General features: G+C 44.3%; 19 protein-coding genes and 1 riboswitch. Of the genes, 10 read left to right on the plus strand and 9 right to left on the minus strand.

Features of this window, described 5'->3' with window-relative positions; all coding sequences use genetic code 11:
• The first annotated feature begins 145 nt into the window (after nucleotides 1-145).
• The gene (locus BMW45_RS12725; protein WP_092244128.1) at nucleotides 146-1,324 is read left to right on the plus strand and encodes a CapA family protein; all 1,179 of its coding nucleotides are present in this window, start codon (nucleotides 146-148) and stop codon (nucleotides 1,322-1,324) included.
• A gap of 2 nt (nucleotides 1,325-1,326) precedes the next feature.
• Here the strand turns inward: BMW45_RS12725 and mnmL are convergent, their stop codons facing one another.
• Complete coding sequence (gene mnmL, locus BMW45_RS12730) at nucleotides 1,327-2,271, minus strand: tRNA modification radical SAM protein MnmL/YtqA (protein ID WP_092246436.1); 945 nt, start codon at nucleotides 2,269-2,271, stop codon at nucleotides 1,327-1,329.
• Nucleotides 2,272-2,665: 394 nt separating this feature from the next.
• On the opposite strand from mnmL, the gene BMW45_RS12735 reads away from it, so the two are divergent.
• Nucleotides 2,666-3,961 carry a galactokinase gene (locus tag BMW45_RS12735; protein ID WP_092244130.1) on the plus strand — a complete coding sequence of 432 codons (1,296 nt, stop codon included), beginning with the start codon at nucleotides 2,666-2,668 and terminating at the stop codon, nucleotides 3,959-3,961.
• A 77-nt stretch (nucleotides 3,962-4,038) separates the two neighbouring features.
• Entirely contained in the window at nucleotides 4,039-4,686 is a 648-nt protein-coding gene (locus BMW45_RS12740) for a cytidylate kinase-like family protein (RefSeq protein WP_025234549.1), read from the plus strand.
• 80 nt (nucleotides 4,687-4,766) lie between these two features.
• Here BMW45_RS12740 and BMW45_RS12745 read toward each other — a convergent pair whose 3' ends face one another.
• The 4 genes from BMW45_RS12745 to BMW45_RS12760 form a co-directional block, all read right to left on the minus strand.
• The gene (locus BMW45_RS12745; RefSeq protein ID WP_092244133.1) at nucleotides 4,767-5,138 is read right to left on the minus strand and encodes a DUF4180 domain-containing protein; all 372 of its coding nucleotides are present in this window, start codon (nucleotides 5,136-5,138) and stop codon (nucleotides 4,767-4,769) included.
• A gap of 1 nt (nucleotide 5,139) precedes the next feature.
• A complete protein-coding gene (locus BMW45_RS12750; protein WP_092244136.1) occupies nucleotides 5,140-5,994 on the minus strand; it encodes an alpha/beta fold hydrolase in 855 nt (284 codons plus the stop codon).
• Nucleotides 5,994-6,455, minus strand: coding sequence for a helix-turn-helix domain-containing protein (locus BMW45_RS12755; RefSeq protein WP_092244139.1), 462 nt, complete (start codon nucleotides 6,453-6,455; stop codon nucleotides 5,994-5,996). The genes BMW45_RS12750 and BMW45_RS12755 overlap by 1 nt, the downstream gene beginning before the upstream one ends.
• Before the next feature lie 231 nt (nucleotides 6,456-6,686).
• The gene (locus tag BMW45_RS12760) at nucleotides 6,687-9,137 is read right to left on the minus strand and encodes an FAD-dependent oxidoreductase (protein WP_092244142.1); all 2,451 of its coding nucleotides are present in this window, start codon (nucleotides 9,135-9,137) and stop codon (nucleotides 6,687-6,689) included.
• A 276-nt stretch (nucleotides 9,138-9,413) separates the two neighbouring features.
• Between BMW45_RS12760 and BMW45_RS12765 the strand changes: the two genes are divergently transcribed.
• Nucleotides 9,414-9,959 carry a glutathione peroxidase gene (locus BMW45_RS12765; RefSeq protein ID WP_092244145.1) on the plus strand — a complete coding sequence of 182 codons (546 nt, stop codon included), beginning with the start codon at nucleotides 9,414-9,416 and terminating at the stop codon, nucleotides 9,957-9,959.
• Nucleotides 9,960-9,980: 21 nt separating this feature from the next.
• Nucleotides 9,981-10,457, plus strand: coding sequence for a MarR family winged helix-turn-helix transcriptional regulator (locus tag BMW45_RS12770; protein WP_278320790.1), 477 nt, complete (start codon nucleotides 9,981-9,983; stop codon nucleotides 10,455-10,457).
• Nucleotides 10,458-10,504: 47 nt separating this feature from the next.
• Here BMW45_RS12770 and BMW45_RS12775 read toward each other — a convergent pair whose 3' ends face one another.
• Both BMW45_RS12775 and BMW45_RS12780 read right to left on the minus strand, forming a co-directional pair.
• The gene (locus tag BMW45_RS12775) at nucleotides 10,505-11,896 is read right to left on the minus strand and encodes an FAD-binding oxidoreductase (RefSeq protein WP_092244151.1); all 1,392 of its coding nucleotides are present in this window, start codon (nucleotides 11,894-11,896) and stop codon (nucleotides 10,505-10,507) included.
• Between the two features lie 66 nt (nucleotides 11,897-11,962).
• Complete coding sequence (locus tag BMW45_RS12780) at nucleotides 11,963-14,509, minus strand: PAS domain S-box protein (protein WP_092244154.1); 2,547 nt, start codon at nucleotides 14,507-14,509, stop codon at nucleotides 11,963-11,965.
• A gap of 372 nt (nucleotides 14,510-14,881) precedes the next feature.
• Between BMW45_RS12780 and BMW45_RS28475 the strand changes: the two genes are divergently transcribed.
• The 4 genes from BMW45_RS28475 to BMW45_RS12820 all read left to right on the plus strand — a co-directional run bounded on the left by BMW45_RS28475 (nucleotide 14,882) and on the right by BMW45_RS12820 (nucleotide 18,819).
• On the plus strand, nucleotides 14,882-17,137 hold the full coding sequence (locus tag BMW45_RS28475) for a LysM peptidoglycan-binding domain-containing protein (protein WP_242883011.1): 2,256 nt from the start codon (nucleotides 14,882-14,884) through the stop codon (nucleotides 17,135-17,137).
• 180 nt (nucleotides 17,138-17,317) lie between these two features.
• Entirely contained in the window at nucleotides 17,318-17,767 is a 450-nt protein-coding gene (locus BMW45_RS12810) for a GNAT family N-acetyltransferase (protein WP_025234538.1), read from the plus strand.
• 101 nt (nucleotides 17,768-17,868) lie between these two features.
• A complete protein-coding gene (locus tag BMW45_RS12815; RefSeq protein WP_092244156.1) occupies nucleotides 17,869-18,210 on the plus strand; it encodes a GIY-YIG nuclease family protein in 342 nt (113 codons plus the stop codon).
• A gap of 21 nt (nucleotides 18,211-18,231) precedes the next feature.
• The gene (locus BMW45_RS12820; RefSeq protein ID WP_092244159.1) at nucleotides 18,232-18,819 is read left to right on the plus strand and encodes a helix-turn-helix domain-containing protein; all 588 of its coding nucleotides are present in this window, start codon (nucleotides 18,232-18,234) and stop codon (nucleotides 18,817-18,819) included.
• 90 nt (nucleotides 18,820-18,909) lie between these two features.
• Here the strand turns inward: BMW45_RS12820 and BMW45_RS12825 are convergent, their stop codons facing one another.
• Both BMW45_RS12825 and BMW45_RS12830 read right to left on the minus strand, forming a co-directional pair.
• Nucleotides 18,910-19,329 (minus strand): YjdF family protein, encoded by a 420-nt coding sequence (locus BMW45_RS12825; protein WP_092244162.1) that lies wholly within the window; start codon nucleotides 19,327-19,329, stop codon nucleotides 18,910-18,912.
• 128 nt (nucleotides 19,330-19,457) lie between these two features.
• Nucleotides 19,458-22,049, minus strand: a complete 2,592-nt coding sequence (locus BMW45_RS12830; RefSeq protein WP_092244164.1) for a cation-translocating P-type ATPase — start codon at nucleotides 22,047-22,049, stop codon at nucleotides 19,458-19,460.
• 206 nt (nucleotides 22,050-22,255) lie between these two features.
• Nucleotides 22,256-22,359: riboswitch (NiCo riboswitch) on the minus strand.
• Nucleotides 22,360-22,899: 540 nt separating this feature from the next.
• Between BMW45_RS12830 and BMW45_RS12835 the strand changes: the two genes are divergently transcribed.
• Entirely contained in the window at nucleotides 22,900-23,751 is an 852-nt protein-coding gene (locus BMW45_RS12835; protein ID WP_092244167.1) for a PRD domain-containing protein, read from the plus strand.
• Nucleotides 23,752-23,754: the final 3 nt, after the last annotated feature.

Here is a 23,754-nt window from a genome sequence, read left to right on the forward strand (position 1 = left end):
TCTATGGAACCAGTGTAAGATAAAAAAATGGAATATAATCCAAAGAAATATGAAAGAAAAGTTATGGAAAAACCCATGGTTTTTGTGGAAAAAGTAATGAAAAATGAAAACTCATGTGGAAATAGTCAACAATCAGGAGGAGTAGATGAAGAAAAAAAATGGGCTGATGAAGATTCTGATTTTCCTACCCATAGTGCTGTTTATTTTGCTTGTCGGGTGGATCGGGGTAGGTGAATGGAATGGAAAACAGGCCGTTCCAAGGGAAAGCCTGACCCATTCAGAGCCTGAGACATCAGGGGAAACGGAAGTCCTGACGGTGGAAGAATCCCAGTCTCAGGAAGAAACCGCTCCAATTGAGGAAGAAACAGAGCAAAAATCAGCCGTTCAGCTCCTCTTTGCAGGTGATATATTACTATCTAGTCATGTGATGGCAGCTTATGATAAGGTGGGGGGCATGAATGGTGTCCTGGACGAAGGATATCGGAGTGAAATCAGCAATACGGATATCTTTATGGCCAACCAGGAGTTTCCTTTCAGCGACAGGGGCTCTGCTGCACCGGATAAGCAGTTTACATTCCGACTGCCGCCTTCCAAAGTCTCCCTGATGAATGAAATCGGAGTTGACATCGTTACTCTGGCCAATAACCATTCCCTTGACTATGGAACAGATGCCCTTGTGGATACCTGCACGGCCCTGGATGGAGCCGGTATTAAGTACGTGGGGGCAGGCCCTGATATGAACCGTGCCAAACAGCTTGAGAAGATAGAAGTGAATGGAAAGGCCATAGGCTTTCTGGGAGCGTCCAGGGTCTATCCCGATCCTAACTGGGTGGCGAACAGCAAAAAGCCAGGTATGGTAAGCGGTTATGATCCCACCATCCTTTTGGAAGAAATAAAAAAGGCAAAAGAAAGTTGTGATTATCTGGTGGTTTATGTCCACTGGGGTGTGGAGCGGGATGAGAAGCCTCAGGAATATCAGAGGGCTTTAGGAAAGCAGATCATCGACGCAGGGGCTGACTTAGTGATGGGAAGCCATCCTCATGTTCTTCAGGGAATTGAATATTACAACGGCAAGCCTATCTGCTACAGCATGGGAAATTTCATCTTTGGAAGCAGCATCCCAAAGACAGCCCTTATAAGGGCACAGGTGGATTTTGCCCAGGGAAGCACCACATTGTCCTTAGTCCCGGGGACATCAAAGGCAGGATATACCAGGAAGCTGACCCAGGAAGACGAGATCCGGGAATTTTACCAATATATCCAGAGCATATCCTTTGATGTATCAATTGATGAAAACGGCATTATTCACAATAATAAAAATTAAACTCAGACGAGGTATCTGTCACCCTGGCAGATGCCTCGTTCTTTTAGCCGTTTAGCCAGAGTGCCGAGGACCAGCTTTTTATTTCCGCTCCATAAAGGCGAAAGAAGAAGTTTTTTCGGTCCATCTCCGCTGATCCGGTGTATGACCACCTCGGCCGGAAGGAGGGCGATGCAGTCGATCACCAGGTCTGTGTATTCTTCCAGGGTATAGACAGGAACCAGGCCTTTATCATATTCTGCGGCAAGATCAGTTCCTTTTAACACATGAAGAAGCTGAAGTTTAATTCCATCGATTCCATGTTCTCCCAGATGACCCAGATAGTTTACAGTTTCCAAAATCATATCCCTGGTTTCTCCCGGAAGCCCTAAAATGACATGAGCGATGACCGTAAGACCGGCTTCCTTTAAATTCTGGTAGGCTTCATAGAACGTATGAAGGGGATATCCTCTGCGGATATGATCTGCTGTGGATTCATGGATGGTCTGAAGCCCCAGCTCTACCCAGACAGGCTTTATTTTATTTAATCTTATTAAAAGATTTAGGACATCAGGCGGAAGGCAGTCGGGACGGGTGGCAATGGAGAGGACCGCCACATCCGGATGGCAGATGGCCTGGGTAAACAGCTCTTCCAGATAGGGTACGGGAGCATAGGTGTTGGTATAAGACTGAAAATAGGCGATGAAACGGCCTTCTTCGGTCTTTATTTTACCCTGGATCCTTTTGCGGGCAGATTCAATCTGTTCCGTAACGGAGGAATGGAGGTTCAGGGATTCCGCAAATTCTCCTGATCCCCCGCCGCTGCAGAAAATGCATCCCCCGGTTCCCAGGGTCCCATCCCGGTTAGGACAGGTCATGCCGCCGTCAAGAGCCAGTTTATAGACTTTTTGTCCGTATTGTTTTTTCATTTCATAGTCCAGGGAATGGTAAGGTTTTTCGTTCCAGAACATGGTTTCCTCTTTTCCGCCCACGCTTTTTGGGCATAAAGGTATACCCGCAGGGTGTTTCCTCTTTTCTGCCCGTGCTTTCTGGGCATAAAGGTATGCCCTCAGGGTGTTTCCTCTTTTCTGCCCACGCTTTTTGGGCATAAAGGTATGCCAATGGGGTATTTCCTTTGCACTTATTTTTGTTTGTTTCATTATACGGGTCTCCTGGATGACCTGTCAAATTATTTTATAGGTTTTCGTAAAATATTATATTGTGAAATCTTTGGCATTTATGATATACTCGTAGCAATGACAATGCTTTGTCAATGAATGGGGGAAACCTTCCAGGTTACTATATAAATTGGGTGTGCCCAGCCCAAAAGCGTGGGCAGTAAATCGGAAAAGGAGAGCAAGTGACATGAAGATAAGTGATACGATTCAGCTGCTGGAGTCTAAGGAGTCTGAAAAGCTTATGACTGCTTTATATGGAAAAGAGGCAGTCAGGGAGAACATTGAACGTTATCAGAGCCTTATAGGAAACTTCCAGAAGAAATTTCCAGAGGATGATGTGATGCTGTTTTCCTCACCAGGGCGCACGGAGATCAGCGGAAACCATACCGATCATAACCATGGAAAAGTGCTGGCTGGAAGCATTAATCTGGATTGTGTGGGAGTAGCTGCAAAAAACAACAGCAGAAAAGTGAATATTATCAGTGAAACTTATAACCAGAGCTTTGAGATCGATCTGGATGACCTAGCTCCAAGCGATAAGAAGGCAGGAACCATTGACCTGGTAAAAGGTCTTTTAAAAGGCTTCTTAGAGGAAGGGTATGAGATCGGCGGCTTTGATGCCTGCGTAACAAGCAATGTCATCAGTGCGGCAGGTGTCAGCTCCTCTGCTTCCTTTGAGATGCTGCTCTGCTCTATTTTAAATACATTCTTTAACAATAGCGCCATGGATGCCGTGGCATATGCCCATATCGGCAAGTTTTCTGAAAACGTGTACTGGGACAAGGCTTCCGGCCTTTTGGATCAGATGGCATGTGCAGTAGGGGGACTTATTACCATTGATTTTAAGGACCCGGCAGTTCCGGTCGTAGAGAAGATTGATTTTGATTTTGGCTCTAAGAATCACAGCCTTATTATTGTCAATACAGGAAAAGGCCATGCGGATTTAAGCGCAGATTATTCCTCGGTTCCGGCAGAAATGAAAAAGGTTGCAGAATTCTTCGGAAAAGAAGTATGTGCTGAAATCACGGAAAAAGAGGTCATTGACAATTTACAGGAAATCAGGGATTTTGCCGGTGACCGTTCTGTCCTTCGCGCCCTCCATTTCTTTGAAGAGAATAAGAGAGTAGAGGCAGAAGTGGCTGCTTTAAAAGAAAACCGGTTTGAGGACTTTTTAAAGAAAATCACCGAATCTGGAAATTCCTCCTGGAAATGGCTACAGAACTGCTTTACCAACACCAGTTTCCAGGAGCAGGGAATCACCATTGCCCTGGCTCTTACGGAACTTTTCCTGGCAGAGAAAAATACAGGTGCATGCAGAATACATGGAGGCGGATTTGCCGGTGTCATCATGACCATGCTGCCTAATGAGCTGGTAGATGAATATATTTCCTATATTGAGAAAGCCATGGGAGAGGGCAATGCTTACCGAATGAGCATCAGGCCATATGGAGCCATCTGCTTCAATGAGATAATCAATCAATAATAATTGTAAATTCTGCCAAAATGGAGTAAAATATAATTAAGAAACGTTAGAAAAGAACGTGGGCAGAAGGAGGCATTATGAAAGAAAAGAAAAATCTGGTCATCACCATAGGAAGGCAGTACGGCAGCGGCGGCCGAATCGTGGGAAAAGCCCTTGCAGAGGAGCTGGGAATTCATTTTTATGATGAAGAGATTTTGTCCATAACTTCGGAGCAAAGCGCAGTTGGAGAGGTGTTTTTCCGTCTGGCGGATGAAAAGGCGGGTAGTAATCTGCTTTATAAGATCGTAAGCGGCTTAAAGCCCCAGCTTGGGAAACCCTCTACGGATGCGGACATTGTAAAACCGGAGAATCTGTTCCGTTTCCAGTCCCAGGTCATAAAAGAGCTGGCTTCGGAAGAGTCCTGCATTATTGCCGGACGGTGCGGGGATTATATCTTAGGCCGTGAAAAGGAAGAATTTCCGGGCCTGGTAAAAATCTTTGTTTACGCAGACACGGAAACCCTCATCAAGCGCACCATGGAAGTGGATAAGGTTGATGAGAAGGAAGCGGCAAAGCGTGTTAAGAAGATTAACCGGGAGCGGAAGGAGTATTACCGCTACTATACCGGCGAAAACTGGGAAAATTGGAACAATTATGATCTGATAATCAATACCAGCAGCATTGACTTAGAGCAGACCGCGAAGCTGATTAAGGATTATATTAAGCTTAGAGGAATTGAGCTATAAAGGAACGCATAAAACGGCGGCTTTGATTGTGATTTCAAAGCCGCCGTTTCCATGTCTAACGGTATATCATGGAACCAGTTTTAACGTTCCATGGATTTTTCCGGTACCAGCGCCGACAAGGCGCTATCTAAGTCATTCTTAAAATAGATCTGGTTTCCCTTGTTGCATTCATAAATAAAATCCCTTAGACTTTTGCTGGTATAGTTTGAAAAATCCCCTATGATTGCAAGCTTAAAACGGTAGTTTGAAAATTTCTGCAGGATTTCCCCTGCTATACCTGTTTTAAGATCAAAGAAGCTTTCATCAAGGCTTTCTTTATACAGGGTCATGCCGATGCAATCACATTGGTATTGGGACGAAGCCATTATATCAAGTATATCTTGAGCGGTGGATATCTTTTCGTCCTTATTAAGAATTACAATATTCTGGTTTCTTATTGTTTTTATATTCATCTCATCTAAATCCTTCTTTCTCTAGAAATGGAACTGTTATATCCAATATATTTGTCAGTATATGCCCGCAGCCTTGAAGAATGTGGGTTTCGGACATTGGAGCCAGGGCAGCAAGCCTGCGTGCCGTTTCATGAGCATCAATGGTGACATCATTTTCTCCGGCAATCAGAAGTACAGGCATGGTAAGTCTTTTTAATTGACTATCTGCAAAAACCGGCAGTGCATCCGTCATGGGAATAAAGTTTTGCACGATCAGCATAATAAAATCCTTTGCCTTTTGAGGTATATCACTTTCGCCAATTATGGAATCATCAAATGGCTCTGTACTATTTTTGTCCCGGGAAACATATTCCGCCGACTTAGAAATAAACTCCTGGCGGATTGGAGTGATGCCTGATGGAGAAATTAAAATAAGCTTTGCCACATATTCAGGAAATGCTGTTGCGAATTTCAAAGCCATCCATGCACCAAATGAATTTCCCATGATTATTACGCGGCAAATCTGTAATTTATCCAGAACTTCTTTCAACCATAATGCATATTCATCGGCAGCAGGGTCATACCTGTTTTCCTCACTGTTACCAGCTTCACCAATCATATCGATAGCGAATACATGATGATTTTTTGATAATGCGGAGATTTCTGCCGCCCAGAAGGCACTGTTGCTGCATGAGCCGTGGAGCAGTAGAAGAGGCGGGTTTTCCGGAAGTCCGCATTCTAGTACAAAGGTCTTTCCATATATGGTGTCTGTATAACGCTGCTTAGCTGGAAATTGACTTAATATTTGATTATAAATAGATAGTACTCTTTCTTTCCCTTCCGGGGACTTGAATACCTTATTTTGTATGGGCTTCATTAATAATCCTCCTGTCTAATCGTTTCAACCAATTCCATAATTAACTGAATGATTGCCTGTGCAAATTGGATGTTCCCCCATATGGTGACACGAACTTTGCATTCTGATTCCAGAAATTGTGCATGCATGGTCGGATGGCCATATTCCGGGAGATTGGTATTCAGCGCGGCAGTAACGGTATTCATAATACGAATGGCATCATCCATACCCTCGACATCGATATCAATTACGGAAGATACCTTTATTTCATAGTCGGATTTATTAATAGAATGGCTGGTTCCCTTTCCGCTTGGTAATTTTGTGCTTTCCATAAAAACACTTAAGTCATGTCCGGTCACTCTCCAGCTTTTTCCGATCTTTCCTGCTCTCAGCTTGCCTTCCCTGATGTAGCGCTGGATTGTCTTTGGGTGGATATTGAGCATTTCTGATATTTGTTCTACTGAATAATATTTCTCTTTCATATTAATCACTCCTTATTATTCCTTAAAATGCTTCGATAAAGTAATAATAAGGCATAATGGGGAATGTGTCAAGTGTTTATTTCAGGCTAAAATGTGGTAAATATAAATTCAGAAGGAGAGGGTATTACTATATGTGAAACATAAAAAGGCGGGTATCCGTACAAATATTACGGACCCGCCTAATTACTAAACACATATCTTCTGCCTGTATCGATTCAATAGTTTTCTATTCTAAATAAATAAGTTCACATTGGATTCTTCCGCATCCCCCAGATAAGCGCCTACGCCTCCAAGTTCCACTCCGTCGATCAACTCCTCGGCCCGGATTCCCATGACATCCATGCTCATGGTACAGGCAACAATTTTTACTCCGGATTTCATGGCCTTCTGGATCAGGGTTTCCAGTGAATCCACATTTTTATCGTTCATGATCTTTTTCATCATGGCGGTTCCCATGCCGCCCATATTCATTTTTGATAATTTTAATTTTTTACTTCCTCTGGGAAGCATGAATCCAAACATGGATTCCACCAGTGATTTGCGGACCGGCTGTTTTTCTGACTTTCTTAATGCCGTCAATCCCCAGAAGGTAAAGAACATGGTAACAGGTCTGCCCATAGCGGCAGCGCCATTAGCAATGATAAAGCTTGCCAAAACCTTGTCAAGATCACCGGAAAATACGATGATGGTCTTTCCTTCGGCTGCTTCCGTTTTTTCAGGGGCAGCAGGAGTTCCTTTCTTCACCAGGGCAACGTAATCTTTTCCGCGGAGTTCACAGGTCATAAGCTCATTACCGGTTCGTCTGCACCAGGCGCCGATGTCGCGGGTAAAACCGGGATCAGAGGCAGACACCTCCATGACTGCTCCATCCGGCATCTCCTTCATGGTTTCAAACACCTTCATGATGGGTCCGGGGCACTGCATGCCGCTGCAGTCTATGCGCATGGCAGAGGTGGGAATATTTTTCGTTTCCATCTGGCCGCTGTCGGAATAAACGGTTTGTTCGGAAGGAAGAACCCCTTCCGCCGTATAATGGGTCGACTGATAGAATCTGGCGCCGCCTGGATAAAGCTTGATATTATGAAAGCCGTTCTGCATCAGGAGGCGGGCAGCATTGTAAGCCCGGACTCCAATGGCGCAGAAGACGATGATTTTCTTTGAAGGATCCAGTTCTTTTAAGCGGTTTCTTAACTGTCCTAAAGGAATATGCTTTGCATTTGGCAGGGAAAAGGCCATTAGCTCTGCATCCTCTCTGACATCAAGCAGTACGGTCTCCGGGTTTTGCTCCACAGCATCCCAGGAGGAAAATGCAACCTTACCGGTAATCAGGTTTTCAGCCACAAATCCAGCCATGTTGACCGGATCCTTTGCTGAGGAGAAAGGAGGAGCATAAGCAAGCTCCAGGCTCTTTAAATCAGAGATTCCTGCACCAAGGCGGATGGACACCGCCAGAGTATCAATCCGCTTATCAACTCCGTCACGGCCCACAATCTGTGCTCCGAAGATCTTTTTCCCATCGGTGGAGAAAAGAAGCTTCAGAGTTATGGGCACGGCGCCGGGATAATAGCCTGCATGGGAATTCTGGGTAATGATGATGCTTTCATAGTCCCTTCCCTTTTGAAAACCCCTCTTGAGCAGTGCCTTTTCATTTGCACCGGTGGATGCTACAGCTAAATCAAATACTTTTGCAACCGATGTTCCCTGGGTTTTTTTATAGGTTTCCTGGGCTCCTGCAATATTATTGGCTGCAATGCGTCCCTGTTTGTTGGCAGGTCCTGCAAGGGGGACCATAGCCGGTTCCTGGAATATAAGGTCATCGACCTGAATCACATCGCCTACGGAATAGATATCCGGATCCGAAGTCCTTAAATATTCATCTACCACAATACCGCCGCGCTCATTGACGGAAAGGCCGGCTGCCTTTGCCAGTTCGCTGTTGGGCCGTACACCGATGGAGAGGATGACCAGTTCTGCGGAGATGGTTTTCCCGCTTTTTAAAGTAATGGCCACAGATCCATCCTGATCTTCAAATGCAGCGACACCGTCACTTAAATGGAGGTCTACCCCGTTTTGCAGAATGTGCTCGTGGAGCAGCTGAGCCATTTCGTAGTCAACAGGCGTCATAACCTGGTCCAGCATCTCAATGAGGGAAACAGAAAGACCTGCGTGACGGAGGTTTTCAGCCATTTCAAGGCCAATAAAGCCTCCGCCGATGACAGCGGCTGTTTTAATTTTATTTTCTTTTATAAGAGCGCGGATGCGGTCAGTATCAGGAACCGTCCAAAGAGTCTGGATACGGGAAGATCCGATTCCTGGAATGGGCGGGCGGACCGGTGATGAACCAGTGGAAATGACTAAGGTGTCATAGGTTTCCTCATAAGTTTCTCCAGAATCCAGCCTGCGGACCGTAATTTTTTTATTCTCCCGGTCAATGGAGGTGACTTCATTTTTTACTCTAACATCAATATTATATTTCTTTTTCATTGCTTCCGGCGACTGCAGCAGCAATGCGTCTCTGGATTTAATCACATCTCCTACATGATAAGGAAGGCCGCAGTTGGCGTAGGAAATGTATTCTCCCCGTTCAAACATAATGATATTTGCCTCCTCGTCAAGCCTGCGCAGCCTGGCTGCACAGCTGGCTCCTCCGGCTACTCCGCCGATAATTACAATTTTCTTCATAATATGCCTCCTGCTATATTTTTAAATTTACGAATGGTCACATGTTGTTTCGTTAAGTATAAACAAGAATTTAAAAGATGTCTGTGATTGAGTCACATAACAGTTCGTGATATAGATCATTCGTTTTTCTGGCCGCATTAATTAAGTAAACCTATGAAATTTTAATTTTACACAATTAAATTTTATAACACCATTGACAAATGATGAATAAAGTTTTATGATAAGTATGATTTTAATAAATATAATTTTGCATAATATAAAAAGGAGGACCATGATATGTCTGTTTATGATTTTACAGTGAAAGAGATGGATGGCACAGAGAACCCTTTATCCGATTTTGCAGGCAAAGTGTTACTGATCGTCAATACGGCAACGGTTTGCGGATTTACTCCCCAGTATACGGACCTTCAGGCCATGTATGACGAATATGGTGTCAAAGGATTTGAGATTCTTGATTTTCCCTGCAACCAGTTTGGAAACCAGGCGCCTGGCGATAACGAAGAAATTCATTCCTTTTGTACCGGACGCTTTGGAGTCACCTTTCCCCAGTTTGCAAAGATTGACGTAAATGGAGAGAATGCGATTCCTCTGTACCATTACCTGGTGAATGAAAAGGGCTTTGAAGGCTTTGACCCGGGACACGAGCTGACTTCCCGCCTGGAACAGAAGTTTGAAGCGCTTAATCCTAATTATAAAAATGAACCGGATATTAAGTGGAATTTCACCAAATTCCTTGTGGATCGCCAGGGGAATGTGGTCAGGCGCTTTGAGCCGACCGCGGATATGAAGTATGTAAAAGAAGTTGTAAAGAGTCTATTATAAAAAAACGTAGCGAGGATCGCAATGGGAGAGAGGATAGAAGTTATGGACTATGAAAAATTAAAATTGGAGAACCAGCTATGTTTTCCGCTTTATGCCTGCTCCCGTGAGATCATCAAATGGTATAAACCATTCCTTGATGAGATCGGTCTGACCTATACCCAGTATATCGCCATGATGGTATTATGGGAGAGAAGGCAGGTCACCATTAAAAAAATGGGAGAGCTTTTGTATCTGGACAGCGGCACCCTGACTCCTTTGTTAAAAAAGATGGAAGCTGCCGGCCTGCTCAAACGGAGCCGTGCCAAGGAAGACGAGAGAAGTGTGATCGTTGAACTGACGGAAAAGGGAGAACAGCTAAAAGACCAGGCTGTAACCATTCCTGACCGGATCTCCCAATGTGTACCTGTAAATAAGGACGAGTTTATAACCTTATACCGGCTTCTGTACCAGATTTTAGGCCAGGCCGACCCCACAAAAGCACCCCCGCGTGAATCCTGATTTGCGCGAGGGTGCTTTTGCATTCATACCTTTGCCATTTAAAAAGGTTACCAGGAAAGGTTACAGCATTTAGATGCTGTAAAGTCCATGTTAAAAAACTCGCCGATCCCCTGAGGAAAAGTAAAAATGTTGAGCGGATCATATTTCTCCTTTACCTCTTTTAATCTGCAAACATGGGTACCATAATATTCTTCAAGGTAGCAGGGAAGGCATGCATAGGGGAAATTTACATAGGAGCCGTCGGTAACTGATTTCAAATAGCTGTATCTATCAGCTACCCAGGCAGCATTTTGGCATCGATGGTCTTCAAATACGGTGTCAAGCCAGACAATAAAGTGGGCATCGCGGAAGAAAAACGCGGTTTCATCCACATCCACCTCCGCCACTCTACCTCCCAGGGCATAAAAGGAAATGCTGGCATAGACGGAGCCTTCGGCCCGTTCTTTTATAAGCCCGGCAATATTTAAGCTTTCACAGCTGCTAAAGTCCCGCACAGCAAAACGGCTTGCTGATTTGAACTTTTCAAAGGGTGGATAAAAATCCCCGATAATTGTAACAGCTTCTAAGAAGGTCACGTATTTTAAACTGTATTTTACACCTCCAAGCTCAAGGAGGGGAGCAATGATTCCCAGGGCTACTTCAGGAGGTCCATAAAAGATACCTCTTGCGATAATTGCAAGTCCCTCCATTAGGTCATTGTAAATCCTTGAGATTAAGGTTACTCTCTGATCGGCATCTTTCAGCCAGTCCTGCCAGGTCAGCAGAAACGAAGACTGCTTTTCCTGGTTTGCATGGGGATATCTTATGTCAATGAGTGTAACTTTATTTACCTTCTGAGGAAGGCGGAATGTCATGGAAACGATTACGCCAAAGTTTCCTCCCCCCGCTCCCCGGCAGGCCCAAAATAAATCGGAATTTACCTGTGAATTGGCTTTTATAATGCAGCCTTCGTAATTGACCATACGGATTTCCAAAAGATTGTCACAGCCAAGTCCAAAGTAGCGGCAGGAGAGTCCGAAGCCTCCGCCTAAGGCATATCCGCCTACCCCAACCGTGGGGCAGGTCCCGCCAGGGAAGGGGTAACCTTTTGATGAGACGAATTCGTATAGCTGTTTGTTAGTTACGCCTCCCTGAACGTGAAGTAAATGGGCGTTTTCATCTATGGCAAGCTGGTTCATTTCACTTAAATCAATGTCAAGTATATCATCTCCGGTGGAGTAGCCTTCATAGTTATGGCCTCCGTTTCGGATCCGCAGGCAGATGTGGTTTCTTCGGGACCACAAAACAGCATTGCTGACATCTTCCTGATTCTGGCAGTAGACGATGGCCAGGGGGAATTTTTGGACTGCTCTGTTATATACTTGTCTTAGTTCATGATAACAAGGGTCGTCTGGAGTTACAACACGACCGGTAAGCCCGTTAAAATTACAGGTGTTCATGAGGATTGCCTCCTTTCCTAATACCATGTTATTAAAAAGGAGGACATTTGGTTCGGGCTCAGCTTATCAGTAAATTTTGTTAAGATCCAGAAACAGTTTGGCGATCTCAGGGTCAAACTGTGTTCCGGAACAGCGTCTGATTTCTTCCATTGCATCCAGGCTGTCCATAGCCTTGCGGTAAGCCAGATTGCTTGTCATGGCATCAAATGCATCGGCAACTGCAAGAATGCGGCATAGCAGTGGGATTTCAGTTTCTTTTAAGCCTCTGGGATAGCCGGACCCATCCCATCTCTCATGATGGGAGAGGATATAATCAGATACAGTAGAGAGCTCAGGAGTGTTTTGGGCGATGCGGTAGCCGATTTCTGGATGGCGTTTCATCTCTTTCCATTCCTCATCACTTAAGGGGCCAGGTTTCTTTAAGATCTCCATACTGATTCCGACTTTTCCGATATCGTGGAGCATGGACAGAAGGGATAAATCATTTTTTTCTTCAGGAGCCAGGTCCAGCTTTTGGGCCATTGCGATACAGTAGGTTTCAATCCTTAAGGTATGTTCTTCCGTTTCCATGCTCTTTTCATGCAATGTGGCCAAAAGGGTATTTATGATTCGGTTGCGGTAGCTTTTTCCTTCTAAGAGCTTCTTATGATACATTTGTTCTTCCGCTTTTTGCAGTACCTGATGAAGATTTTCATACACGCTGTATTTAACATCAAATCCCAGGGATACGCTGATCTGCAGGGGAAGGCGGTCATTTTGCTTAAATTCCTCCTCCAGCTTCTGTATGAGATCCTGGGCAGAAGCGGTATCGGTTTTCGGCAGCAGGATCAGGAATTCGTCTCCGCCCCATCTGCCTGCGATCCCGTTTTTCGGTAAGGCATGTTTAAATATTTTCGCAACTTCCTTTAAAAGGAAATCCCCTGTTTTGTGGCCAAAGACGTCATTGGTTACCTTTAGGCCATTTACATCCCCCATGATTACCGTAATAGGCAGCATAGAGGCCCTATCGATCCGGATCATTTCCTCCTCCACGTACCTGCGGTTGAAGATTTCAGTCAATGAATCATGATAGCTTAAGTACATAATCCGTCTCTGCTGCTTTTTTTCGTGGCTTACATCGTGAAAGACCATGACAACGCCGTACATATGTCCTGTTTGATCCTTGATGGGCGCGGCGCTGTCTGTAATGGGAATAAAATCTCCCTGTCTGTTTAAAAGAACGGTATGATTGGCAAATTCCACGATCTTTTCCGTTTTAAGAACGGCACGGATCGGGTTTGAGATGGCTTCTCCGGAGGTTTCATTCCTTAAATCAAAGATTTCCTCAAAAGGCCTTCCGATTGCAGTCTCATTATTCCAGCTAGTGATTTCCTGAGCGGCCTGATTTAAATAGGTAATTTTTCCTTCGTTATCAGTGGTAACGACGCCATCACCAATGGAGTTAAGGGTAACGCTTAACAATTCTTTGTCCCAATAAAGGTCGTATCTGAATTTTTCCCGGTCTGATACGTCAAAGATAATGGAGAAGAGCTGGCTTTTTCCTTCATAGGTGATTTGACTGGAATATACGTCTACCATTTTGACAGTCCCGTCCTTTAAGCGGTGGGAAAACTGGGAATAGGGCCTTTCATTATTGAGGGCCTGAACACGCATAAGTTTGATGGCGTCATTAGGAGTTTGACTGATATCCTGTATGTGCATGGTTAAAATTTCTTCCCTGGTATAGCCATAAAAGCTGCGGGCTGATGGGTTGGCATTAAGTATTTTCCCGGTATTCATATCAATGATCAGCATGACTGCAGAGTGCTCCGTAAACATGGAATTTAAGTTTTCAAGGAGTTGTTCCTTATCTTCCTGCAGCTTTTTTAATTCTGTAACATCAATTCGTGATCCGATAATATAGGAGACCTTCCGATTTTCCTTAACAGGGGTAAGCCGAACCAGACAATTCCTGGGGTTTCCCTTAAACTCTACGGTTTCCTCGTACATTATGGTTTCTCCGGAGGCGATACATTTCTTATATCCTTCCTGCAAAATACTCCCCACATCATCACCCATTGCTTCTATGGGTGTTTTTCCTTCCATAAGAGGAATGGTCAATCCGGTCAATCTTTGATGGACCATATTGTTTCGGATATAACGGAATTCTCCGTTTTTATATTCCAGAAAAAACAAACCATCCTGGGTGCTGTTAAAAAAAACATCAATATCCCGGTTTAGTCTTTCATTTTTCACTCTTTGAGACTCAAGCTCCCCATTGATTTCCGTGATGTCATCAAAAATAGCCGTCAGTCCGTCTGATGTGGGATTGTAGACAGTAACCTTAAAGCTGCGTTCCCCAATGATCACGATGAAATGCTTGTCTTTTTCTGCATTCCCTAAGCGTTCATGAAACGTACGCCATGCGGGGGCTTCTGCTTTATCTTTCAAAAGCAGGGATACGTTTTTATGCAGCGCTTTTTCTTTGTCAAGGCCCCAAAGATCAAAAAAGGCATCATTTGCTTCTGAAAGAACATATTCCGGTGTGTGTTTCGTACTTCCAAAGATAATTTCATAGTAGGCATAGCCTAACGGCATCTGCATGAAAATTTTTTCTTTTTCCTCTTTTGCCATAATAGGACCCCCTTTACGCAATTTTAATAGGTAAGGTGTTAAAATGCACCAATTTGTAATAAAATAATATCAAAAGTTTTTTTGTTAAGCAATTCATATTTTGTGTTTTTTTACAAGAATTTTCACTTTTGTCATAAAAAACTTAATTTATCTGAATTTTATTGACAGAACTTGCCAGCAGGATTTTGGTTAGCATCGGGAGAGGGGAATGCCATGAACAGGAGGGGAATCCATGATCCGGAGAATGCTGCTTTCCGGCGTTTTGTTTTGTCAATATTTTACAAAAATATATTTTTTATGGGCTGACAGGTACTATTTTGATTTATAAATCATAAAATATGGAAAATTGCTTAATTGAAAGGCAGTAATCTTATGACTCCTTGCCCTGAAGGATTGCTCTCCTACACGATTCAATCCGGTGATACACTATGGCTTATTTCACAGCGCTTTCGTACTACCGTAGAGGAAATTATGGTTGTAAATCCTGGAATAACCCCCAATAATCTGATGATTGGGCAGGTGATCTGCGTTCCCCAAGGAAGCAGGAACCGCAATATGCCATCACAGACGCAGCCGATGACCGGGCCTCAGACACAGCCTGCGACTCAGCCCCGGACTCAGCCAATGACCGGACCTCAGACACAACCTATGACCGGGCCACAGACACAGCCTGCGACTCAGCCCCGGACCCAGCCAATGACCGGACCTCAGACACAACCTATGACCGGGCCACAGACCCAGCCTATGACGCAACCCCGGACCCAGCCGATGACCGGGCCACAGACCCAGCCGATGACACAACCCCAGACTCAACCAATGACTGGTCCCCAGACCCAGCCGACGACTGGTCCAATGACTCAGCCTCAGCGCAGGACCCAGACTCAGCCACAGACATCTGTTCCGGAAAACGGTATGAATAATTGTTCGGGAACGATGCAATCTTATACAATTCAAGCCGGAGATAACCTGTGGCTTATTTCGCGGCGTCATTCCATATCCATTGACGAAATTATGGAGGCGAATCCAGGCCTAAATCCGAATCGTCTGTTCATTGGTCAGGTTATCTGTATTCCACAGGCGGGCGGTAATCGTAATATGCCTTCACAAGCTCAGCCGATGACTCAGCCTCAGACCCAGCCTCAGACCCAGCCTCAGACCCAGCCTCAGACCCAGCCTATGAATCAGCCTATGTCCCAAGCTTTTATAGAGGAAGACCGGAGACGCAGAAACATAAGGCCCAGGTGTCCGGAAGGTTTACATCCTTATACAGTTCAGGCCGGTGATACCTTATGGCTTATTTCACAGCGCCATTGCACTACAGTAGAAGCAATTATGGAGTCTAACCCGGGTATAACTCCTGGTAATCTGTTTGTTGGCCAGGAAATCTGCATTCCTCGGTCAGCAGAATGCGCTGCGCCTGAAAGACCTCAAAACCGGCCACGCAATGAAGAAGGACGGAGAGAAGAACGCACGGAAGAAGAGCGCAGAAGGGAACGCATGGAGGAAGAGCGCAGAAGGGAACGCATGGAGGAAGAACGTAGAAGGGGACGCATGGAGGAAGAACGTAGGAGGGAACGCCCTGAAGAAGAACGTAGAAGGGAACGCCCTGAAGAAGAACGCAGAAGGGAACGCCCTGAAGAAGAACGCAGAAGGGAGCGCCCTGAAGAAGGTCGAAGGGGACGCACCGAGAATCTCTGCCCAGGAGGATTACATTCTTATATCATAGAGGCTGGTGATACCCTTTGGATTATTGCACAACGTTTTCAGACTACAGTTGAAGCGATTATCTCTGTAAATCCAGGTGTTAATCCAACAAATCTGTTTGTTGGTCAGGTGATTTGTATCCCATTTGGACAGAGACAGCCACCAATCTGCCCGACTCCGCAGCCAATGCCGACTCCGCAGCCAATGCCGACTCCGCAGCCAATGCCGACTCCGCAGCCAATGCCGATTCCACAGCCAATGCCGACCCCGCAGCCAATGCCGACTCCACAGCCAATGCCGACTCCGCAGCCAATGCCGACTCCTCAGCCAATGCCGACTCCACAGCCAATGCCGCAGCCTCAACCCCCTATCACCATGTGTATCACCGAGGCTGAACAAAACGTATCTAACTATTTGAGGCTTTTATGGTTACAGCATGTATACTGGACGAGAATGGTTATTGAAGGCATAGCTTTTGATCTTCCGAGTTTGAAAGTTACAACAGATCGCCTTCTGCAGAATCCAAAGGATTTCGAAGAGGTATTGGTAACGTTTTATGGGCAGGATACAGCAGCAAAATTTGCAGAGCTGCTGACAACTCACCTCACTATTGCCAATGAACTTGTTATAGCAGCGAAGGAAGGCAACGTTGATGCTGCCTCCGATGCGGAAAAACGCTGGTATGAAAATGCAGACCAGATTGCAACATTCCTTTCCAATATCAATCCCAATTGGTCGGTCGATGAATGGCAGGAAATGCTTTATAATCACCTGGCTATGACAAAAACGGAAGCTACTGATATTCTGACACAGAATTATGAAGACAGCATCGATATATTTGCAGACATTGAAAGAGGAGCCCTGGAAATGGCCGATGTCATGACACAGGGAATCGTACAACAGTTCATGCAGTTTTTTAGATAGTAATAATTAAATAAACGAGGGTATCTCAAAAGTCAATGAATGTCTTTTGGGATACCCTTATTTTTCTTTTGTTAGCAGACTGAAATACTTTGTGGTAAAATACCCATAAGACTGCGGCAGCACTTTTGGTACTGCGGGCGTCTAATCGAGACAAAGGAACTGCATAAATTGGGAGAGAAAATAACAATCAGGGATTATTATTCAAAAGATATTGAGGAAATGGCAGAATTATTTTATGATACAGTCCATAAAATATGCTCCAGAGACTATACAAAGGAGCAGCTTGATGCGTGGTCATCAAAAGATATTGACAGGGCTGCCTGGGACCGTTCATTTTTGGAGCATCATACGCTTGTAGCCGAGAAAAACGGTATGATCGTCGGATTTGGAGATATGGATAATACCGGTTATCTTGACCGTCTCTATATCCATAAGGACTATCAGGGGCAGGGGATTGCAACCGCCCTTTGTAACCGGCTGGAAGCAGATTTCCCTGCAGGTCCGGTGACAACACATGCTTCCATAACTGCAAAGCCGTTTTTTGAATCCCGCGGATATAGGGTTATCAAGGAACAGCAGGTAGAACGAAAAGGCGTTATTCTGACAAATTACGTGATGAAGAAATTTTGATAGAAGAAACTCTACGGAGCGTAGATTGAAAACCCCACGACGAACAACTACAATGATATGCGGAGAAGAAACTCTGAATTTAAGAAAGATGGTGAAATAAAATGGATAAGTCATCAAGGAAAGCTCTGAAAGAGCAGTATCAAAATAGAAAAATAGTCGGGGGCGTATATTGTATTAAATGCAAGGACAGGGATGAAGTATGGTTTCGGGCAACTGAAGATATGCAGGGGGCAAAAAACCGGTTCCAATTTTTTGTGTCAACGGATTCATGCCCTGAACCAAGTATGATGGATGCGTGGAAGGAGTCCGGGGCATCCGGATTTTCCTTTGAAGTTATCGAGGAAATAGAAAGAAATGAAACACAGACGGATCGTGAATTTTCTGACGATGTTAATACACTTTTGGAATTATGGCTGGAAAAGAATCAAAACCTTGATCCTTAATTCCTGATATGGAGGTAAAGCATGGAAAACAGTAGAGTAGGCAGCATAATCCGCACCTTACGCCAGGAACTCCGTATGACGCAAAGGGAACTTGCGGATAAGATGAACCTTAGCGATAAAACCATTTCCAAGTGGGAGAGGGGCCTGGGTCTTCCTGATATTTCTCTTATACCGGAGCTTTCCCGGATTTTGGAGATTGATATTATGAATTTACTAGCCGGCGATTTGACTCCCAACGATTTTGCAGGAGGTAATATGAAAAATACAAAATATTTCGTTTGTTCCACATGTCAGAATATAACGTTCTGCACGGGAGAGGCGGAAGTCTCTTGCTGCGGCAAAAAATTAGCAGCTCAGACTTTGAAAAAGGCCGAAGAAGGCGAAAGACTGACCGTACACTTGGTAGAAGATGACTGGTATATCACCAGTGAACACCCTATGGATAAAGAGCATTACATTTCCTTTGTAGCTTTGGCATCCGGCGACCGCCTTCAGATCATCAAGCAATATCCTGAATGGAATTTAAATGTGCGCATTCCCAGAAGAGAACATGGAATGCTGATATGGTACAGTACGGATTATGGATTACGGTACCAGTTGTTAAAATAAGGCGGTATAGCCGAAAGCGGCAGCACTGCCGGTACACCGTTTAAACAGCGTATCGCTTATAATAAATGCAGAAGAAAAGCACAGGGAGGCTCAATGCCCCCTGTGCTTTTCCTTGCGTTTTTCCTGCCGCAGTTCAAATTGGCGTTCTTTCTCTGCTTCCCGCTGTTCACGGGAACGGGATTTGCGCTCCGATTTTACCTGCTCCTGTTGAAGCTTCAAAGCCTGCTGCGCCTTTGTTCCAACCCCATTATTCTGCAGATGTTTTTCGATGTCCCTCTGCATTTTCTTGGGGTTGATGCGCCGTTCAGTCATTGGTGACGCTTCCAGAGATGGACTAAACCGCAGCCTGTTATAGTTTTTGAGTATGAAATCGTAGATTTCGTAGTCCTTTGGTTCTGCTCCAAAGGTGATTTTACAAGCTTCATATCTGCCTTCAAATTCACGCTCACAGATGCCCACCCAAAAGGGCTCCTCAAAGAATACAGTCAGCCTGGTACCAGTCTTTCTCATGATTAAATCCTCCTTTTAAATGCCTTACAAAGAACGGACAACCAAGGAGGCAGGTTACTGACAGCTTTCACTGCGTCCGGACTACCAACCGGAACTGTGTTTTTATCTTTGCATTGTATATTTTAACACTAATGGTCTAATGTTACATTACTTTTTTGCATCTTTTTTATCAGCTTTACTGCTTCATACCAGAATACTGCCAATGCAGCAATGCCTATAGCAGTGAAAAGCATGGCTGCAGACAGCGGAGCCAGCTTTAAAAACGTATTTAACGGAGAATACAAAATGAAACCAAGCATTGCAAATGTTCCAAAGATCGCTGCCCACATCACCTTGTCTTTTGCAAGACTTTTTATGGACTGCACTGCAAAATCGTGGTCAGAGCTGTTTACCTGTACCAGGAACAGATTGGAAAGCATGATGATGGTAAGCCCCATGGCTCCGGCTGTGGGTGCATTTGCTTCATTTCCGTCAAGTAAGGTATAATAGGTGCCGAATGAAACGGCAAATATAATCAGGCCCTGCAGGACGCTTTTAAAAAGAAGGGTTGGAGTGAGCATTTTTTCGTTCGGATCACGTGGTTTTCGGTTCATGATATCCATTTCGGCAGGCTGCCGTTCCAGTACAATGGAGCAGGTTGGGTCAATGAACAGCTCCATCAGCACAACATGCAGCGGCATCAGTAAAAGCGCAGTGGGCCCGATGCCAAGCATAGGGGCAAGCAAGGAAGCAAATGCAATCGGGATGTGGATGGTAAATACATAGCCTACTGCCTTGCGGATGTTATCATAAATACGTCTGCCGTCCTTTACGGTCTCTACAATCGTGGTAAAATTGTCATCCATCAGGATCAGACCGGCGGCTTCACGGGAAACTTCGCTGCCCCTCTTTCCCATAGCAATACCAATATCGGCATATTTCATTGCAGGAGCATCATTCACACCATCACCTGTCATGGCAACAATCTCGCCGTTTTCCTTAAATGCCTTAACGATCCGCATTTTGTGTTCCGGTACAACACGGGAGAAGATCGAAACATCTTTTACTTTATCGCGGAGCTCTTCATCACTCATTTCGTTTAGCATATCGCCTGTAATAATATGATCGCTGTTAGGCATATTGATTTTCTTAGCAATGGAAGAAGCGGTAATGCCATTGTCACCTGTAATCATCACTACACGAATACCGGCCTTGCTGCAGACGGCAATGTCTGCTTTCACGCTTTCACGGGGAGGATCGGCAAGACCGATCAAGCCCCGAAGTGTCAAGGAGCAGCCGGTGATTTCGGACGGTATTTCTGCTTCACTTTGGAGTTTCGCAGAGGCGACTGCAATGACGCGAAGTCCTTCCATGGACATTTCCATGATTTTTTGGTTAACGGTTTCTCTTTCTTCATCCCTGAGATTGCAGATGGTCAGAATCCGTTCAGGGGATCCTTTCGCTGCAATGACTAACTCACCGTTTCTGCGCCAGATATGTCCCATCATTTTCAGCTCATTGGTAAATGCGTACTCGCTGACCAGTTCTCCGTTAAAAAGATGTTCCCTGGTGATGCCAAGATTGCTGCAATGGGAAAGCATGGCTTTTTCCATGGGATCATAAACGTCTGTTTCACAGCCAAGTCCCATGGTTTCACATAATGCATAATCATTTCCATCCAGTGCCCACACATCCTGCACTGTCATTTGATTCATGGTAATGGTACCGGTTTTATCTACGCAGAGGACTGATACCGCACCCAAGGTTTCCACGGAAGGCAGCTTACGCACCAAAGACTGCTTTTTTGCAAGTCTCCATGCGCCCATAGAAAGAAAAACGGTAAGAATAACCGGAAATTCCTCTGGTATCATTGCCATGGCAAGGGTAATGCCGGATAGAATGCTTTCAATCAGCCGGTCGTGAAACGTATGGTCCGGAATATTGAACCATGTAAATACTGCCACAAGGGCAAACAGTACCGCAGCGATTCCCGCACATAGCTTAACAAGACTGCTGGTTTGCTTTTGCAAAGGGGTATCTTCATCAGGAGCTGCAGCCACATTTGCACCGATTTTGCCGTATTCCGTGGCAGCACCGATTTTATCGACACAAACAGTAGCCGTGCCCTGGGTGACCAGGGTACCTGCATAACAATAGTCCCGGCGCCAGTAGTCATTAGCGGAATCACCATTATCTGCTGAAAACTTCCAAACACCCTCAGCTTCGCAGATAAAGGATGATTCATCTGCGCATAATTTCCAAACACCTTCAGCTTCGCCGGTGAGGGAGGATTCATCTACGCATAAGTCGTTGCACTTAACTATCATACCGTCTGCAGGTATTTTGACGCCCTCACAGATCGTCATTAGGTCGCCGGGAACAAGATCAATACTGGCAATGATCTGTTCAATGCCATCGCGGATTACCGTTACATGAGGTGCTGATAAATCCTTCAGCGCATGAAGCGTCTTGTCTGTTTTCCATTCCTGAATGACATCAATGCTGATGACACCCACTACAAAAACAAGCATGATGGCACCGTCTCTGGGTTCACCCAGAATAAAATAGATGATTGCAGCAACAATCAGCAGCAAAAACATCGGCTCACAGATAATGTGAAAGACCTTCTTAAAAAAGCTCTCCATTTTCTGCGGCGTCAATTCATTTTTGCCATATTGTTCCTGCAATCGCTTTGCTTCGGCAGATGTCAAACCTGCCATGTGACCTTTGTTGTTTGTCATAAAAGTTACCTCCGTTTTAGCCTTTCGGCGTTCGTTTGATAGCTCTATGGCACTCCATTTTCGGGGTCTCTGTTCCATTTTTGTGTAAAAAAATACACCTATGGAACATATTATGAAAACAAAAAGTTGTTCTCATAACCGGATGGACGACGCAAAAGTTGCGTCTTTTTATAAGGAGTTAGAAAGAAACTTCTCATAAACCATACTACTGTCCCACAGATGTGCAATATTGCAATCTGTTGCCACTTATTAGGCGGCCCGGCCCCATGACCTTTGCAAAAAGGTTCATCGCCTGCTCAGTTTGTACCGTTGATCTCGCATCCAGAATCGGATGTAATGCAGTGCAAAGAGATTACAGAATATTATATGCACGGTTTTTTGGTTTGTCAACCAAAAATAGAATTTTTTTGTTGATTTTTTTTTTTATTGTATGTTTATAAAAATTATGAGGATCAATCAAACGATAAACAGATAAGTACTTTAACTTGTATCTGAATTGAATAAGTCAATTGGCATGAAAAATCACACTAAAAAACCATTTTAATAGTTAAAATGATGATGATATCTCGTAAAGTAATAAAAAAAACTAATAAAATGAACAAGAAAAACGCAAAAAAATTGTTGACTTTAAAAAAATGACATGTTAATATTTATTCAATAGTTAAGGGGGTGCTAATAGAGAGATAGTAAACCCAAATCAAAAAGTGAAAAGAAGAAATCTAGTTAATATCATATCAGGAAGCACAGTTGGATCGTGAATATGGCTTGAACATATACGAAACCTGCTTGGTTCCGGGGATTTTTATCCCTGGAATCAGGTGGGTTTTCTTTTTTGGGGGGGATCAGGAAGATGAAGATTGTCAAATTTTTAAACAATAATGCCGCACTGGTCTTAGACGGACAGGAGCGGGAACTGGTTGTCATGGGAAAGGGAATCGCTCATTTATCCCATAAAAATGAGGAGATATCACGTGAAATGATTGATAAAATATTCATTTTAGATGATCGCTCACAGCTTGCTCAGTATACTCAGTTATTTTCGGAAATACCGGGTGCGATTTTTGAATTGGCCGGCCGTTTTGTTACAAAAGCCAAAGAGGACTTGAATCGTACCTTGCAGAATTCTCTTGTCATATCACTGGCAGACCATATAAACAGCATGGTTGCGCGTGGGAGGCTGGGGGCTTATCTGGAGAACAGAATGCTTTGGGATATAAAGAAGATGTATCAGGATGAATTCCGGTTAAGCAGGGAGCTGGTGGCGGAATTTAATAAGCTTTATGATACCTTGTATGACGATCATGAAGCAGCAACCCTTGCCATGCATTTTGTCAATGCAGAATTGGAATCCGGGATGGAAAATGCAGGGAAGATAACAAAACTCATTGGTGAGATTTTAAACATAGTGAAATATCATTTTTTAATTGATTATGACGAAGAAAGTTATGCCTATTACCGCTTTGTAACTCACTTGCGTGTTCTGGCCCAACGGATTTTCCAAGGGTCACAATTAAATGATGCCGATATGAGTGAGATATTAAAAGACCACTTAAGCGAACGGTACGAAGCTACGTTTCAGTGTGTAAAAAAAATCAGGGATTTTTTTTGGATCCATTATCAATATTGCTTTACAGAGCAGGAAGGATTATACCTGGCGATCCATATCATTAAGATCCTTGATGACAATATAAAAATAGACTAGAAA

Origin of the sequence: Lacrimispora sphenoides (assembly GCF_900105215.1) — a bacterium.
GTDB lineage: Bacteria > Bacillota > Clostridia > Lachnospirales > Lachnospiraceae > Lacrimispora > Lacrimispora sphenoides_A.